The sequence below is a fragment of the Sulfuricella sp. genome, from assembly GCF_035531155.1.
Lineage (GTDB): Bacteria > Pseudomonadota > Gammaproteobacteria > Burkholderiales > Sulfuricellaceae > Sulfuricella.
In genome coordinates, this window is record NZ_DATKTK010000035.1 from 1 (window position 1) to 16,556 (window position 16,556).

General features: G+C 57.3%; 14 protein-coding genes and 1 pseudogene. 8 read left to right on the forward strand and 7 right to left on the reverse strand.

From position 1 onward, the window contains the following. Positions 1–839: pseudogene (locus VMV64_RS07105) on the reverse strand (cytochrome C); the annotation flags it as partial. A 682-nt stretch (positions 840–1,521) separates the two neighbouring features. Here VMV64_RS07105 and phnD point away from each other — a divergent pair. The 8 genes from phnD (at position 1,522) to VMV64_RS07145 (ending at position 11,627) form a co-directional block, all read left to right on the forward strand. Further along, on the forward strand, positions 1,522–2,517 hold the full coding sequence (gene phnD / locus VMV64_RS07110) for a phosphate/phosphite/phosphonate ABC transporter substrate-binding protein (protein ID WP_325329258.1): 996 nt from the start codon (positions 1,522–1,524) through the stop codon (positions 2,515–2,517). 8 nt (positions 2,518–2,525) lie between these two features. Next, a complete protein-coding gene (locus tag VMV64_RS07115; RefSeq protein ID WP_325329259.1) occupies positions 2,526–3,983 on the forward strand; it encodes a HAMP domain-containing sensor histidine kinase in 1,458 nt (485 codons plus the stop codon). After that, entirely contained in the window at positions 3,980–5,317 is a 1,338-nt protein-coding gene (locus VMV64_RS07120; RefSeq protein WP_325329260.1) for a sigma-54 dependent transcriptional regulator, read from the forward strand. Before VMV64_RS07115 ends, VMV64_RS07120 begins: the two co-directional genes overlap by 4 nt. Before the next feature lie 308 nt (positions 5,318–5,625). Continuing rightward, positions 5,626–8,640 carry a hypothetical protein gene (locus VMV64_RS07125; RefSeq protein ID WP_325329261.1) on the forward strand — a complete coding sequence of 1,005 codons (3,015 nt, stop codon included), beginning with the start codon at positions 5,626–5,628 and terminating at the stop codon, positions 8,638–8,640. A 143-nt stretch (positions 8,641–8,783) separates the two neighbouring features. Beyond that, positions 8,784–8,990, forward strand: a complete 207-nt coding sequence (locus tag VMV64_RS07130) for a hypothetical protein (protein ID WP_325329262.1) — start codon at positions 8,784–8,786, stop codon at positions 8,988–8,990. Next, positions 8,990–10,063 (forward strand): Rid family hydrolase, encoded by a 1,074-nt coding sequence (locus VMV64_RS07135; RefSeq protein ID WP_325329263.1) that lies wholly within the window; start codon positions 8,990–8,992, stop codon positions 10,061–10,063. Before VMV64_RS07130 ends, VMV64_RS07135 begins: the two co-directional genes overlap by 1 nt. A gap of 2 nt (positions 10,064–10,065) precedes the next feature. Further along, complete coding sequence (locus VMV64_RS07140) at positions 10,066–10,866, forward strand: lysophospholipid acyltransferase family protein (protein ID WP_325329264.1); 801 nt, start codon at positions 10,066–10,068, stop codon at positions 10,864–10,866. Further along, on the forward strand, positions 10,863–11,627 hold the full coding sequence (locus tag VMV64_RS07145) for a glycosyltransferase family 2 protein (RefSeq protein WP_325329265.1): 765 nt from the start codon (positions 10,863–10,865) through the stop codon (positions 11,625–11,627). The genes VMV64_RS07140 and VMV64_RS07145 overlap by 4 nt, the downstream gene beginning before the upstream one ends. 24 nt (positions 11,628–11,651) lie before the next feature. On the opposite strand, the gene VMV64_RS07150 is transcribed toward VMV64_RS07145, so the two are convergent. The 6 genes from VMV64_RS07150 to VMV64_RS07175 form a co-directional block, all read right to left on the reverse strand. Continuing rightward, complete coding sequence (locus VMV64_RS07150) at positions 11,652–12,425, reverse strand: class I SAM-dependent methyltransferase (RefSeq protein ID WP_325329266.1); 774 nt, start codon at positions 12,423–12,425, stop codon at positions 11,652–11,654. Between the two features lie 14 nt (positions 12,426–12,439). After that, entirely contained in the window at positions 12,440–13,159 is a 720-nt protein-coding gene (gene fabG, locus VMV64_RS07155; protein WP_325329267.1) for a 3-oxoacyl-ACP reductase FabG, read from the reverse strand. Next, positions 13,156–13,569, reverse strand: a complete 414-nt coding sequence (locus VMV64_RS07160; RefSeq protein WP_325329268.1) for a 3-hydroxylacyl-ACP dehydratase — start codon at positions 13,567–13,569, stop codon at positions 13,156–13,158. Before VMV64_RS07160 ends, fabG begins: the two co-directional genes overlap by 4 nt. Positions 13,570–13,694: 125 nt before the next feature. Beyond that, entirely contained in the window at positions 13,695–14,501 is an 807-nt protein-coding gene (locus VMV64_RS07165) for a beta-ketoacyl synthase chain length factor (RefSeq protein ID WP_325329269.1), read from the reverse strand. After that, the gene (locus VMV64_RS07170; protein ID WP_325329270.1) at positions 14,498–15,709 is read right to left on the reverse strand and encodes a beta-ketoacyl-[acyl-carrier-protein] synthase family protein; all 1,212 of its coding nucleotides are present in this window, start codon (positions 15,707–15,709) and stop codon (positions 14,498–14,500) included. The genes VMV64_RS07165 and VMV64_RS07170 overlap by 4 nt, the downstream gene beginning before the upstream one ends. Positions 15,710–15,782: 73 nt before the next feature. Next, positions 15,783–16,463, reverse strand: coding sequence for a phosphatase PAP2 family protein (locus VMV64_RS07175; protein WP_325329271.1), 681 nt, complete (start codon positions 16,461–16,463; stop codon positions 15,783–15,785). Positions 16,464–16,556 lie beyond the last annotated feature (93 nt).

Sequence of the window (16,556 nt, forward strand, 5' to 3'; positions counted from 1 at the left end):
TAGCCCAGCTTGGTGACTTGGCCGTGATAGGTGTCGCGGTAGGATTCGAGCCGGTCCTTGTGGCAATTGCCGCATACCTCGGAGTTGAGGAGCTTGAACGAGTCCAGCGAGGTATTGGTGATCTCGTGGTTGGTGTGGCAACTGGTGCAGACGGGGGCCTTGGCATTGCTCTTGTCGAGAACTTCCTTTCCATGCACGGACTCCGTGTAGGTTTCGAGCTGCTCGTCGTGGCATTTCTCGCCGCACAGGGCGGGAACTTCTTTGCGCCATGCGGCGTATTGCGGGCTCTTCTTGTCGGCCGGCACGTTGAAGCCGTGCGTGTCGTGGCATTGGGTGCAGGTTGCGTTGACTTGGGACGGATCATCCTGGTTTGGACGGGCGTGGAAGGATTTCTTGTAGGCCTCGATGTTCTTTACCACCACGCCCAGTCTCGGCTTTTTCTGGGTTTTATTTTCCTTCTTGGCGGCCGCCCACAAGTCCTGGTGACACTGCACGCAGCCGACCTTTTGCGCCGGGCCTTTCTTGTGCGGGGCCGCACTATCGGTAATTTCCTTATGGCAATCGACGCAAAGCATTTTGGCATGCACGCTTTTAACGTACTTGTCGCCGTTTATTGCGTGCAACGGGCGCATTTTCCCTTCTGCGCCCGGCACCTTTATTTCTTCTTTCTTGCCGTCGTGGCAGGTCTGGCACGAGGCGTTGTCAAGCTTTCCGGCGACAGGCACAAGCCCGCCACTGGCTGCTTCCGCGGCGTTGACCTCGGTCTGCCAAATGCCCGAAGCACCTATTAGGCAGATCAGGCCAGCCAAAGACCACGATACAGATTTGGGAATGCGCATAACTTTCGATTGCCTATGTTAAGAAAACAGGGTACGGAACATGATTACGAACTTGGTAGCTCATTTTCTTATCCAAAAACTTAATGAATATCCTGTACCGATACAGGATGCCGACGTCTCGTATCAAGCAATAGATGTACCATGTTGTTGCCGCGAGCTACCTGTCAGACTTCCCCATCAGAATCGCGCCAGTGCCATCGTAGAATAAAACCTTGAGATACATGGTGGTGCGTATGCTTGGGCTCTTTCATACGAATTCTCCAGTAGATCATTCAAATCGATTTTCAAGGTGGATAGGTAATTTCAAGATGGAATCCGGAACTTGTTGCGCATGATCGCGTTACTTTCCGGTAACATTAAGATGCTTGCCAATAACGATGGCTAGACAATCGTGGCTGATGTTGGGGTAAGGATTCGATTTCATCTTTGATATTTGCGGGAATAACTATCCGACTATCACTGCTTACATCTGGGCTGTAGCCAGTGAAGGGGTATTCAGCAACTGAAGAAGCCTCAGTGCAGCACAACGGTCGGAGTCCACACGGCACGAGACTTGCAAGAAGCTGATTGGTGTGGCGCTTTGTAGGCGGTTATCTATTTATGTCTAAGCTATGCGCCCTGCTGGAAGTACGCCACATCCATGTATCATGATGAATTAACGTAATATTATCTCAGATAGTGGATGAACGGCGTACAGAAGAACTTTCATCTAATATTTAGAAAAAAATTCAAAATGAAAAATGTTCCATTTGGTAACAAAATTGAAAACAAATGTAACAAGAAGTTACCATCAAGTAACATGATGATCTATTTTTATAATAAATTCATATTGTTACAGATATTTTCAATAATAATTATCTTGTTTGCATCCAGTACGGTTTGGGCAGAAGAGAATAGTGAACCCATTCGGTTTGGTCTCACGCCGGCTATCATTCACAATCAGTACGGATTGCTAATTGACTGGCGCGAATACCTCCAGAAAAAGCTCAGACGCCCGGTGGAGTTCGTATCACGGGACAGCTACCGCGAGACCATAGATTTAATAAAACAGAAGAAAATTGATTTCGCCTGGGTTTCCGATTACCCCTATGTCTATCTCGAGGATAAGCGCCTTGCACGATTACTTGTTACACCTCTCTACCAAGGTCGGCCTTATTACTGCTCCTACCTTATTGTGCCCAGCTCAGACCTTACGACAAAATCGCTGCTGCAACTGAAAGGAAAGATATTTGCCTATGCCGATCCCTATTCGAATTCAGGCCACCTCGTACCTCGATACCAGTTACAACAGGCGGGGGAAGACCCGAACCGCTTCTTTCGCAAGACGTTCTTTACCTGGGGCCATCGAAGAATTGTCGAAGCCGTCGCTCAAGGTCTGGTAGACGCCGGCTCGCTGGACAGTTTCGTGTGGGACACGTTATCAATCATTCAGCCCGATCTAACCAATCAAACACGGATCGTCGCGAAATCACCCGAGTACGGCTTTCCGCCCATCGTCGCCCGCCGCAACGTAAACAGGGCTGATTCTGCTGCCATGCAACAAGCCCTGCTGGACATGGCAAACGATCCTGAGGGGGCCAAGCTGCTTAAACGGCTTAACCTGAGCGGTTTCGCCCCCGGCGACGCAAAGCTGTACGACGGTGTGCGCAAAATGATGCACACCATGGCCGATCTATGAAATCCATCATGAAACCCATTTTGGATCTCAGCTTCAGATACAAAATTCCTCTATGGGGGGGGCTGCTCATCATCATCACTGCGCTGGCCGTGTCGTTTACGCTCATCATCAACTCCTACGATGAACTCAAAGAGGATTTACTCATCAATTCGGAAACCATGGGGTATTCGCTTAAAACAACTCTCTTTCCCGCGATGCTGCACGATGACATATGGCGGGCGTATGAGATCATCTCCGCCCCAATCAACAGGGCGATAGATGGTTCAAATCCAGTCAATGCGGAAACCATACTAGTTGTCGACAGTGCGCTGCGTGTTGTTGTCTCTGCTCACCCAAAATCCGCCCCCATGCTCACAGAGATGCGTCACTTAAGTCCGGAGTATGCCGTGCTCGCAGACCGGATCACCCGAATGGATGGGCGCAGTTCGCAGGAGATAAATCTGCCCGAGTCGAAATATTATTATTACGTAACCCCCATTTCCAGCGAGAACGCACATCTCGGAACCCTGATTATCGTCCACCCCAAGGACGTCTTCTTGCCGCGCTTTACCCGAATTGTCGGGCGCGGTTTGTCAGTAGGGGCCATAATTCTCGCCATCCTGCTCCCTTTCAACTGGTACTGGGGTCAGCGCATGGCATTACCGCTGGTAATGCTTACTGCGCGCATGGGGGAAATCAGCAGGAAATGGCCAGCAGATCTGGATCCTGAACTCTATGTCTATCGCGATGAAATCGGTAAGCTTTTCGATGCCTATACCCAGATGCTTAGAGATCTTAAGGACAAGGGGGAGCTTGAAAAGCAAATGGTGCAGTCGGAGCGGCTGGCAGCGCTGGGGCAACTCGCGGCAGGCATTGCTCACGAAATCAATAACCCGCTGAGCGGCATGCTCACTGCCATCGACACGCTGAAATGCCATAGCGATGCGGATCAGCGCACGATGAAAACTATAGCCCTGATCGAGCGTGGACTAACCCAAATCAAAGACACTGTGGGTGCCTTGCTGGTGGAAGCCAAGATAAAAAGCCGCAGTCTTACGCCACAGGACATTGAGGACGTGTTAACTCTGATCACACCCATGGCCCGCAAGAAAGCCTTGCACATCGGTTGGCACAACAGCCTGGATGAAGATGTTCCTCTTCCTGCTACACTGGTACGCCAGATTCTGATCAACTTGCTACTTAATGCAGTTCAGGCGGTGGCGCAGCAAGGCGAGGTCGCCGTCGATATCGGCATCGCAGACAGTCAGATGCGGATTTCCGTGGCAAACGACGGCAAGATGCTGTCGGCTGAGCAGATCGCCCATCTGTTCGAACCATTCTCCCCGTTGAGCGAGGGCGGGCACGGTCTCGGCCTATGGGTCACCTATCAGATCGTGCATCAACTCGGCGGACAGGTCACCGTTAAGAGGGAGTCGAATAATCAGATGCGCTTCACTGTCAGCATTCCCATAGGAGGTGTGGCGTGAACACGAAGCCTTATCGTATCTGCCTGATCGAAGACGATCTGATCATGGGCGAAGCGCTCTCGGATCGCCTGGATCTGGAGGACTTCGAATGTGATTGGTTCAAGACTGGGCAAGACGCATTACGGGCTCTGGGCCACAAGCGGTACGATGCTGTGATAAGCGACATACAGCTCCCGGACATCAATGGCGAAGACCTGTTTGTGCAATTGAAAGCGACTGCAACTACTCTACCTCCATTCGTTTTTACTACCGGCTACGGCACAGTCGACCGGGCCGTGCGGCTCCTGAAGCTTGGCGCCCATGACTATCTCACCAAACCGCTGGACATTCATGCGCTCCTGGAAACAGTAAAATCCCTGTGTATCCAATCGAGACCAGCAGTTGCTGGTGAAAACAACTTGGGCGTCTCCCGCGCAATGCGCACGATTGAATCGCTGCTACCCCGGATCGCTCAGAACTCAACCTCCGTATTGATTACCGGCGAATCCGGCGTCGGCAAGGAGTGGGTGGCGCGAGCACTCCACCATCACCACGATCCTGCTGACCAGACGCCTTTTATAGCAGTCAATTGCGGCGCGCTGACAGAGACCCTGCTGGAGGCCGAGTTATTCGGTCATGTCAGGGGCGCTTTCACTGGAGCCGTTCGTGACAAAAAGGGGGTTTTTGAGCTGGCCAATGGCGGAACACTGTTCCTTGATGAGATTGGCGAAATGTCGCCAACGATGCAAATCAAGCTTCTGCGTGCCATTCAGGAACGCCAAATAGTCCGTGTTGGTGGGGAAGCGCTGATTCCCGTAACCATCAGGCTGATTTGTGCCACGCACCAGGATCTCAAGAAAATGGTGGAAGTCGGCAAGTTCCGCGAAGATCTTTATTATCGGATCCACGTAATCCAACTGCACATTCCACCTTTGCGCGAACGCAAGGAAGACATCCTGTGGCTGGCTGGACGGCTGCTCAAAACCTGTACTGCGGGAAATTGCGGCGCTCGCACGCTGCTCCGATCAGCAGAAAAAGCATTGTTAGATTACCCTTGGCCGGGCAACGTCCGTGAGCTCAAACATTGCCTTGAGCGCTCATGCATCCTCTCCCAACAAAATGGGCTCACGGCGGAGCTGCTCTTCGACGAACTGCCGTCGACCCCGCCAGAACAATCTCAAGGGGCCGAATCACTGAACGAATATCTTCATGCCTGCGAAAGGAAATACATCGAAGACAGGCTAAGCGCCAATGGTGGCCGTATCGCTGATACGGCTGCAGCGCTCGGCATCAGCCGGAAGAACCTGTGGGAGAAAATGAAGAAGCTCGAGATTCAGAACGAAGCAGCTCAATAGACTGCCATAGCAAGTAGAACAGCTTCAGCAGCAATTCATCACTCGGGCATGTGAGCCACAATTCCTGGTGATTTTCCGTAGCCTCATTTCTACCAATTCGGTGGTAGACTCCGTATTACGCCCCGCTGGCAGATGCGCTCCGGGGAAAAACAAGGGAAGTGCCGACACCCTATCATCAAGATTAAGTTTTGTTAATTCAGTGGCATAATAAATCAATTAGAATTGCCATCTCGCCCCAAAATTAAAATGGGCTTAAAGCCTGCCTCCCGAAATATTGGGGCGCGTAGTTGGGCACTGTTCGAGCAACCTTGCCGATTGACGAACTGAATATGGACCTGACCACGGTATACAGCAAAACAGCTAAGGGCGTGCAGGCCATCACCCAGAAAGGCAAGCGCTTGCCCGCCAACCTCGCGCGAGCACTCAGCCTGGTGGATGGCAGGGCAACGGTCGAAGAAATTCTGGAAAAAGCCGGTGAGCTGCCCTCCTCCACGCTCCCTCAGATCCTGGTCAATTTGTCTAAAGACGGCTACCTCAAGGCGGTTGCAAGAGAACCCCTTACCCAGTTTTCGATCACCCCCGATACCTCCGCCTCCATGGTTGTTTCAGAAACCATCGACGAAACCTTTTTCAGGGTGCTGGCCGAAACCGAAGCCCGCAAGAAGCTCATGAAAGAAGCCACGGCAAACCCGCAAGAAGCGCGGCAAAAAGCCCATGAAAAAGCGGCGGCAATAGCCGAAGAGGAGATGGTGCGCCAGAAAATCAAGGCGCGAGAAGCCGCCGAAACAGAAGAGCGGTCACGGCGGGAAGGAGTGCAACGAAAAATAGCCGAAGCCATGGCACTGGAAGAAGCTGCACTTAAGGCTCGCAAGAAAGCCGAGAACCATGCTCTCCGGGAAAAGGCAGAAAAAGACAGGGCCGAAGCCGCGGAACGAGCCCGCCGAGAGGCCCAAGAGCAGGCGGCCACAGAAGCGAAAATCAGAGCGGCGGCAGAGCGCAAGGCACAGGAAGAAGCCGAAGAGCGTGCGCGGCATGAAGCGGAGCAACAAAAAATTGCCGGGGCCAAGGCACGCGGAGAAGCAGAACGTTTAGCCCGCAAGGAAGCCGAGGACCAGGCGCAACGGAAAAAAGAGGAAAAAGACCGGGCCGAAGCCGCGGAACGGACACGCCGGGAGGCCCAGGAGCAGGCGGCTAAAGAAGCGAAAATCAGAGCGGCGGCAGAGCGCAAGGCTCGCGAGGAAGCAGAGAAAGCCGATATCCAGGCTCGTCGGGAAAAAGCGGAAAAAGAAAAGGCCGAAGCCGAAGAACGATTACGCCAGGAGGCCCAGGAGAGGGCAGCCAAAGAAGCCAGCACCAGAGAGGCGGCAGGGCGCAAGGCGCTAGAGGAAGCTGCAGCAAAAGCGCGGGCCGAGGTGAGTAAACAGCTCAGGATGGAAGCCCAGGCGAGAGAAGAAGCCGAGCGCAAAAAAATGCGGGAACGGGGAAAAGCCGAGGCCAGAGCAAAGTCGGAGGAAGAAGCAAGAGCCGAAGCCCGTAGACAGCTCAGGCTGGAAGCCCGCGCCCGGGAAGAAGCCGAAGAACGGAAGCGCCTCGAAGCAGAAGCTGAAGAACAGGCACGCCGGGAAGCAGAGGAAAAAGCACGAGCCGAAGAGGAGGCTCGGATACAAGCCGAGGCTGAAGCCAGAGAGCGGGAAGAAGCCGAGCTCAAGGCTCGCGAGGAGGAGGAAGCCAGGGAAAAGCGGGAAGCCGAAGTACGGGCAATCGTGGAAGCAGAGGAAAAAGCGCGGGCCGAAGAGGAAGCACGGATAAAAGCCGAATCCGAGGCCAGGGCACGGAGGGAAGCTGAACGCAAGGCTCGCGAGGAGGCAGAAACCAGGGCAATGGCCGAAGCCGAAGAACGGGCACGCCGGGAAGCCGATGAAAAAATTCGAGCACAGGAAGAGGCGCAAGAAAAAGCCCGTGCAGAGGCAAAGAGGAAGGCGCGAGAAGAGGCGGATCAGGAAAAGCGGGAACGGGCAGAAATCGAAGCCAGAGCCAGAGCTCTGGCAGATGCACGCGCCGAGAAGGCTGAAAAAGCCCGGCAAAAGGCGCTGGCAAAACCCAAAAAACTCAAGCGCCCCTTCAAATTGGGCAAGGCTGCAATGATTTCGCTGGTAGCGCTGATTCTGTTACCGCTCGTGTTGTTGCAGGTAATGAGCCTGAATATCTTCATCCCGCCCATTGAAAAACTGGCCTCGGACAGGATGGGCGAGCCCGTTTCCATCCATTCCATGCGCGCTTCCTTGTGGCCCGCGCCCCATCTTCGACTTGATGGCGTCACCATCGGCAAATTACGTGACATCAAAATCCCCACGGTCCGGCTCATGCCCGAACTGGCCGCTTTTTTCGGCGAGACCAAAACGATCAAAGCCATTGAGGTGGAGTCACTCACGCTCAATCAGGACGCCTTGTCCAGGGTGATAGACTGGGTCGGGCCGGGCGATAGCGCCGAAAAAATCCAGGTCCGCCGGATCGCTGTCAAAACCGCAACCATCGAAGTGAAAGGCATACCGCTACCCCCATTGGAGGCGGATGTCGCGCTGGCTGGAACGGGCAAATTCGAACGGGCTAACATCAGAAGCACGGACAAGAAAATCGAAGTGGCTATCACCCCGAAAAACGACGGGTTCGAAGTCAATATTGCCGCCAATGACTGGCACCCCCCGCTCTGGCCGAACCTGACCTTTTCCGAACTGCGCGCCAAGGCCATGGCAACCTCGGGGAGTTTGTGGATCAGCGAAATCGAGGGCAGGCTCTACAGCGGCAAGGCAAAAGGCAGCGCGACCATCAAATGGGGCGACTTCTGGAGCGCGGAAGGGGATCTCAACATTGAAAACATCTTGCTGGCCGGAGCGATGCCGGCACTGACAAATGACATTGCGTTGACCGGCAAGCTCGATGCAAAAACCGTTTACTCCATGCAGTCCAGAGACCTGGGCACCCTCTTCGATGCGCCCAGGATCAAGGCCAGCTTTAACGTCCGCGATGGCGCCATCGGCAACATCGATCTGGCGCGCGCGATCCAGCCGCGAGCCGTGGCAACCAGCGGCGGAAAAACCCTGTTCGCGAGCCTCTCGGGTAACATGACGCTAGACGGCCAGCGCTATCAATACAGGCAGATGAAGCTCGCAGCCGGCCTGCTCACCGCCAGCGGCGAGGCAGACATCATGCCGAACAAGCAACTGTCGGGAAATACCAGCGTAGAAATGAAATTGAAGTCGTCCACGGTTCGCGCACGCCTGACCGTGTCTGGCGACCTGAAACAACCGGTGCTGCGCCGGTAAGGACAGTTCCCTCGCTCCTCCCCACCCTCTGACGGGTGACTCAGTATCGCGCACCCTCAAAAAATCTGGCTTATGAAAAGCCACATGATTACCAGTGCGATGCGATACAATTCGGGGAGATGAATAACCAGCCTGAGTAAGCCATGAACACTCCCCCCGCAGGCTCGACAGCCACTGCGTTGCTGGCCGGCGACGTGCTTCGTAATACCCCGATTCATAGCCCGTTGCGGCTATTAAAAGGACTGTATTACGCGGCATCCTTGCTCAATTTCAGGCGCACATTGAAGGCATCGCGGATGCGCAAACACAACATCCGGGTTGTGGATGAAACTGGCGCAGCGATGAACTGATGTGCGACACGGTATCCCCCCTGAATGGCTCAAACCTGTCCATTGCGGCGTTTTTGAAACAACCGGCAGAGTGGAAAAACAGCGTGCTGGGCGCCCTCTGTTTTTCTGCGGATGCGGTCGAGAGCCAGATTCAAACTGACATGGGGGTCCCCTGCATGTGTGTATCCATGCAGAGACTGGATGCCGGCGATTCAATCTGCGAAGTCTGGCACGGCAGCGGACCGCTGACGCGGGGTCAATGTGGCGCCATCCATTATCGCCATGACGAGGAGGTGTTGTTTGGCGTGATCGTACTGTCTGAAACAATATTTGAAGCCGGCACTGACAAAACGCCGTTACAGCAGGCCACCGAGTCGGCCTATCGCCAGGTGTTTGCGCTGCTCGAAACGCTGCGCTACCCGTATCTGTTCCGCTTCTGGAATTACATTGCTGACATCAACACCCACAGTTTCGGGCTGGAACGTTATCGCCAGTTCAACCAGGGACGGCAGGACGCGTTCCTTGCTCACGGACGCGATGTGGTGGGGAATGTCCCTGCTGCGTGTGCCCTAGGTTTTGGACAGGGGCGTTCGGCTCAGGGCCCGTTGACCATTGCCTTTTTAGCCGGTCGTATGGCGCCGCTGAACATCGAAAACCCGCGTCAGATCAGTGCCTACCAATATCCGCAGCAATATGGCCCGCGCAGCCCGACGTTTTCGCGCGCCAGCCTGGTGCGCCTGGGGCTAGATGAGGTGTTGTTTGTATCCGGCACCGCCAGCATTGTTGGCCACGCAACCCTGCACCCCGCCGATGTCGTGGCACAAACCCGCGAGACCATGACCAATATCAAGGCCGTGCTGGCCGAGGCAAACCGTCTGGCGAGCCGGAGGTTCGACCTGTCCAGCCTGCATTACAAAGTATACGTGCGCCACCCTGCCGATCTGGCGCAGATTCGCGCCGAGCTGGCGCACTGCGTGGGCGATACGCTCAAGGCGGTCTATCTGCAGGCTGATGTATGCCGCCAGGAACTGCTGCTGGAAATTGAGGCCACTGCTGCGCATCCGTTGGTGTCCATGTCCGGCCAGCGGGACTGATCATGCGCGCCGCATTGCGTGTGTTGCTGAATGGTTACGATTACCTGGTGCTGTATCTCGGCCTGGCCTGGCTGGGGATACTGTGCCTGGCATGGACGCCGATTGCGCTGCTGATTTACCCGCTCCTGTCCGAGCGCCGGGGACGGGCGCTGGGGCGTTACTTCACCATGGCGGCGTTTCGGTTTTACCTTGCCAGTCTCAGCCTGTCGCGCCGGTGCAGCTTTGACCTGGAGGCGCTGGATGTCCTGCGCGATGAACCGTCGCTGATTATTGCGCCCAATCATCCGTGCCTGCTGGATGCGGTGATGGTGATTTCACGCTTGCCGAATGTCGCCTGCGTGCTTAAAGACGATCTGATGAACAATGTTTTTCTCGGTGCCGGCGCACGGCTGGCGCGCTATATTCGCAATACACCGGTGCGGCGCATGGTGCAGCAGGCAACCCAGGATTTCGACTGCGGCAGCCATCTGCTGCTGTTCCCGGAAGGTACCCGCACCACCTCGTGCCCGGTCAATCCGTTCAAGGGCAGTATCGGCCTGATCGCGCTTCATGCACAGGTGCCGGTGCAGACGGTACTGATAGAAACCGATTCGGCGTATCTGAGCAAGGGCTGGCCGCTGTTCCGCAAACCGCCGATGCCGATCCATTACCGGGTGCGCCTGGGCCGGCGCTTTGATCCACCGCAAAATACCCAGCGCTTCATGGCTGAACTGGAACATTACTTTGCGCATGAGCTGGTACAAGGCTCGGCGTTTTACCCGACCCACTCCCTGCCCGCGCAGGCTGACCGTACCCTGTCATGACGACGCCATCGACCACGCATCTCGTCCTCATCCCCAGTTATAACCCCGGCGCCAAAGTCTATGAAACCGTGCGCGCGGCACGCCAATACTGGACCCCGGTGTGGGTGGTGGTGGATGGCAGCAACGACGGCAGCGCCGAGGGTTTGCTGGCGATGGCAGCGCAGGATGCCGGCCTGCGCGTGATGGTCTTGCCGCGCAACCAGGGCAAGGGAGCGGCGGTACTGCATGGCCTGGATCAGGCGGCAGCAGCGGGTTTCAGCCACATCTTAACCATGGATTCGGACGGCCAGCATCCCCCCGAGCGTATTCCTGCATTCATGGCGGAATCCGCGCGCCAGCCGGCGGCAATGATATTGGGCGTGCCGGTATTCGACGCCAATGCGCCGGGCTTGCGCGTCAAGGGGCGGCGCGTCTCCAACTGGTGGGCCAACCTGGAAACCTTGTGGGCAGGCATCGGCGACTCGCTGTTCGGGTTTCGCGTGTATCCGGTTGAAGCGTTGCGGCAGGTGATGCGCCACCAGCCGTGGATGCGTCACTTCGACTTCGATCCCGAGGCCGTGGTGCGCCTGTGCTGGCGTGGGGTCAGGCCGGTCAATCTGCCCGCCCCGGTGCGCTACTACCGCGCGGAGGAAGGCGGCGTGTCGCATTTCCGCTACCTGCGCGACAACGTGTTATTGACCTGGATGCACACCCGGCTGTTTCTGGGCTTTGTGATGCGCTTACCTGTTTTGCTGGCAAGGCGTGCGCTGGGGCGATTTTAGGTTCGTGATTTTCACGATTCGACCTTACTTAGGCTGGCCAGGGGCAGCCTTGATCGCTTGATATTCTGAAAACACGCCGACTTCCAGATGGCGTTTAACCTGGGTCAGCCCCGTAGCGCTCAGTGTGGCTAGGACTTGTTCTGGCGGTACGCAGGCTTCTATGCTGTCCCAGAAATAGCGCCACAGCGTCGCGTTATCTTTTTGAGTGGAAACGAACCGTGTCAGCAGCGGTATCACGCCGCGCATATAGTTTTTAAGCAGCCATCGCCAGAAACGGTTTTGCGGCCGGGTGATTTCAAGCAGGCATAAACGGCCACCGGGCTTCAAAACCCGTTCAAACTCTGCAAATGCCATGCTCAGATCGCTGATATGGCGCAGCGCATAGCCCATGCTCAGAAAGTCGAAATGATTGTCGGGAAAAGGCAAGGACTCGGCGCGACCTTCCATCAACACCATCGTGTCGGGCAACTTGCTGGCGGCCATCATGCCGGGACTGGGATCGACCCCGGTGACCAGGGCGGCATCGCCGGTCAAAATACAGGCTTGCGCTGCAACCAGGCCGGTGCCCACGCCGACGTCGAGCACCTTCATGCCCGCTTTCAAACCGCCGCGTATCAGCGCCTGGTGGCGATAGCGGGAACCGGTTCCCCACGCCAGCATAGCCTCGATACGGTCGTAATCCGCGGCGGTGTTGTCAAAAATCTGGCGCAAATAAGCTTGTCGATCTTGTTCTGTCTGGTAGTAATCGGTCAGCGGGACGTGCGGCGCGTGCACCGGAGCAGGGTCAGGGGTGGTCATGTTGTCACTTGCCTTTAAATGATGCCGCCGTTGATGGAGATAATTTGACCGGTGATATAGGCCGCCTGCATCGAGGCGAGAAACCCGATCAGGTCGGCGACTTCGTCGGGGGTGCCGGCGCGCTTCATCGGCACCATGCGCGCGATATCCTCGGCGTTGAACGCGGATTCGCTCATCGGGGTGTCGATAATGCCGGGCGCCACCGCGTTGACGGTGATGCCCCGGCTGGCGACTTCCTGCGCCAGCGACTTGGTGGCCGAATTGAGCGCGCCTTTGGCAGCGGAATAATTGACCTGACCGCGATTGCCGGTCAGCGCTGCGATGGATGACACATTGATGATGCGCCCCCAGCGGCTGCGTATCATCGGCATCATCAGCGGCTGGGTGACGTTGAAAAAGCCGTTAACGGAAACATCCATCACCCGGTGCCACTGCTCGGCGCGCATGCCGGGGAATACCGCATCGTCATGGATGCCGGCATTGTTGACCAGAACCTGGATCGGCTGGTGTTCGACGAGGGGGGTCAGCACATCGGCCACCGCCGCGCTGTCGGTCACATCGAATGCCAGCACCTGCGCACTGCCACCGCCGGCACAAATGGCATCGGCCAGCGCCTGTGCGGCTTGCAGACCGCGATGGGCATGAATGTAGACATGGCAGCCATCGGCAGCAAGACGGCGGCAGATGGCAGCGCCTATGCCGCCGCTGCCGCCGGTCACCAGGGCGTTTTTCATGGCGCTTCTCCTGAAACGGGGGTGAGTGCGTCAGCATCGAGCACGACTGCGGCGCGGCCCTCCAGCAGCAGGCGACCCGCTGCACTGACGCTGAACTGATAAAGAATATTGTTCTCGCTGCGCATGATGCAGGTGGCTTCCACCCGCAGATCGGCAGCGATGTCGTCCAGCCGGGGCACATGCAATTGTGTGCCGCGCACGCTGACCAGATAGCCGACCCGTGGGCCGGCACCGTCTGGCGGCGCCAGCAAGGCGCCGTGCACGGCCATGGCCTGTGCCGCGTATTCGATACCGCAGGCAGCACCGAGTCGGCCACCAGCGCGCAACGGGTTGTCGGCGGCGCGGTGGCTACTTGCGCGACACTGGATGCGCTGCTGATCCCATGCCTCCACCTGATCCAGCAAGCACATACTGCCCTGATGCGGGATGTGGCGGGCAATCCAGGCGTGGTTAAAGTGAGTCTCGCAAAGCGAGCCAGCGTCCCTCTCTCCCTCTGGGAGAGAGTTAGGAGAGAGGGAAATGGGAGTGGTTTGATTCAGCACAGCGTGATGGCCACGGCGAGACGCGTGCCGTCGAGGTAATCCAGCACCACGTGTTGGTCTTGCCGCAGGGCGATGGCGCGCAACAGCGGCAACCCGCGCGCGGCGGGAATGGCGATGCGCAAGGCTTCCAGCGCGGCATCGTCGAGCCGGTCCGCGCTGGCGTCAGTCAGGCTGACGGTGATTTGCGCCAGCGCCTGTGCGCTGCGTTGCGGCGCCAGCACCAGCGCAATGCCGAACGCATCGGGGATGGGGCGGGTGCTGTAGAGCGGCTCCGGGTAAGCGGTATCGCACGCCAGCAAAACGCTGCGGGTGTTATCTACCACCACCTGGGTGAGCGCTTCCAGCAGACCCGCGCCGAAGCTGGCGTCATACGCACTCAACACCGATGATGTGGTCATCGCGCCGGTGGCGATACCCCAGTAGCCGGCTGCAGTGTTATGCACGGAATTATGAAAGCGGGTCGGGGAAATTTGCCGGTCATCCGAGGCGAGCATTTCGCAGATGGCGTGACAATTTTCCCCATCGCCGCCAGACGAAGCAAACACGCTGGGCAAGCTGGCCGCATCGAGGCCGGCTGCGGCGATGGCTTCCAGCCCTGTCGCCAGGGTGAGTTTGACTATCGCGCCGCTGCGCCGGCGTTCTGCCGCAGGCAACAAAGCGGGGGGCGGCAGGATGGTCTTGTGCGGCTGATAGGGCTGCTGTCCGCCAAGAACCGCCTGGCTGCCTGGCCAGTCGGTCAAACCAGGGCCGAGCAGGCCGATGCCTTCGACATATGCGGTGAGAGTCGCGGTGAGCGTCATAGGTTACCCGCCCGTCCAAAAATCAGGCTGCAATTGGTGCCGCCGAATCCAAACGAGTTGCTGAGCACGCGCGCCACCGGCTGCTCGCGATTATCCAATACATAATCGAGATCCAGCGCGGGGTCGAGTTGCCGGGTGTTCAGTCCGGCGGGCAGCAAGCCGTGTTGCAGCGCCAGCGCGCAAATCACCGCCTCCACGCCACCGGCAGCGCCCAGGGTGTGGCCGGTCGCCCCTTTGGTGGAACTGCACGGCGTGGCCGGGCCGAATATGGCAGAAACTGCCTTGCCCTCCGCGGCATCGTTGCTTTGGGTCGCGGTGCCGTGCAGGTTGATATAGTCAATTTCAGACGGATTCAAACCCGCCATTTTCAGCGCATCCTGCATCGCCATGCGTGCACCCAAGCCCTCCGGATGCGGTGATGACATGTGATAGGCATCGCTGGATTCGCCTATCCCGAGCAGTAGCACGGCATCGGCGCTCAAGTTTTCTTGGGGATGTTCCGGGGTGCGTTCCAGCAGCGCGAAGGCAGCCGCTTCGCCGATCGAGATGCCGTTGCGTTGTGCATCGAAGGGGCGACATGCCTGTTCGGAAATCAGGCCGAGCGAGTTGAAGCCATACAGCGTCGTCAGACACAGCGAATCCACGCCTCCCACCACGGCCGCGTCGATCAGCCCCGCCGCCATCATGCGCCGTGCCGAACTGAACACCTTGGCGCTGGACGAACACGCCGAGGACACCACGACCGCCGGACCTGTCAGGCCAAAATAATGGCGCGTGAAATCGGCGACGGAGAAAGTATTGTGCGTGGTGCGGTAAATAAAATCGGCGGGGAGTGCGCCAGTCACCGGGTCGCGTCGCCGGTAGGCCAGCTCGGTCTGCAGAATGCCGGAAGTGCTGGTGCCGAGGAACACGCCTATGCGCTGCGCACCGTATTTTGCGATGGCAGCGCGCACCGCCTCGCCAAAGCCATCCTGCATCAATCCCAGCAACGCGAGCCGGTTGTTGCGGCAATCAAATTCGGCCAGGTGCGCGGGAAACTGCACCGCATCCACCCCTTCCACCTCGCCGATGAACGTCGCCAGATCCACCGTATCGAACGCGCACGGCGCCAGCCCGGGGCGACGCTGGCGCAGCGCGGCCAGAGTCTGGTCGAGGCCGCGACCGATGCTGCTAGTCGCGGTGAAATGGGAGAGCCAGAGCGGGTTCAAAGAAAAGTAAGCCTATCGCAAGTAAAGGAGAATTTTAGCAAATTCCAGTGGCTGGGTTGGATTAAATCGATGATTAACGGACTTCACCGACACCGTCCGTGTCCATGCGATGTCGCAATGACAGACAGGCCCCCAGCACCCCCAGCGCGAGACCGGCCAACACATCCACCGCTACATGCTGGCGTGTGGCCAGGGTGGAATAGATGATGCCGATACACCACGTCCAATTGACGATGAGTATCCACTGCGGCGCGTCAAAGCGGCGCAGCAAGTGATGTAGCCAGATCCCCGAAAAAATGGCTGTGGTGACGTGAAGCGAAGGGCAGGCATTACCCGAGGCGTCCATGCTTTTAAGGAATTCCACGTCAGGATACCGAGCCCAGTCGATATGGGCTGCGGGTACTGCCGTGGGCCAGAAGTAGAAGACGATCAGCCCGGCGAGGCAGGTCCCGGCCATAGCCAATCCATAGCCGTGCAGCTCGCGCCGCGTCGCCAGAAATGCCGGGGGCAGGGAAACATAGACCCACAGTGACAGGTACATGGGCAAGGCCAGAGGCTGAAAGCCGATCAGGCGATCCAGCAAGGTGATGGGCATCACCGTTGTCGGGTAGGCCGGGTCTTTGAGCAAATAGAAGTAAGCACCGAAAAACAGGCTGATGAAAAGCATGGTCCCGATACTTTTGAGGTGCAGATGCCGGGGAATGACCGCTGCACCTTGTCGGTACCAGGGCGTCTGCTGGCGATTTTCGTTCAAGGCTGGTTCTCCATGGAGATGCTGCAATACTGCTAGTAGATCGTTCTGTTAAAACAATTACAATAAACCGTTCGGCCTGAGCTTGTCGAAGGC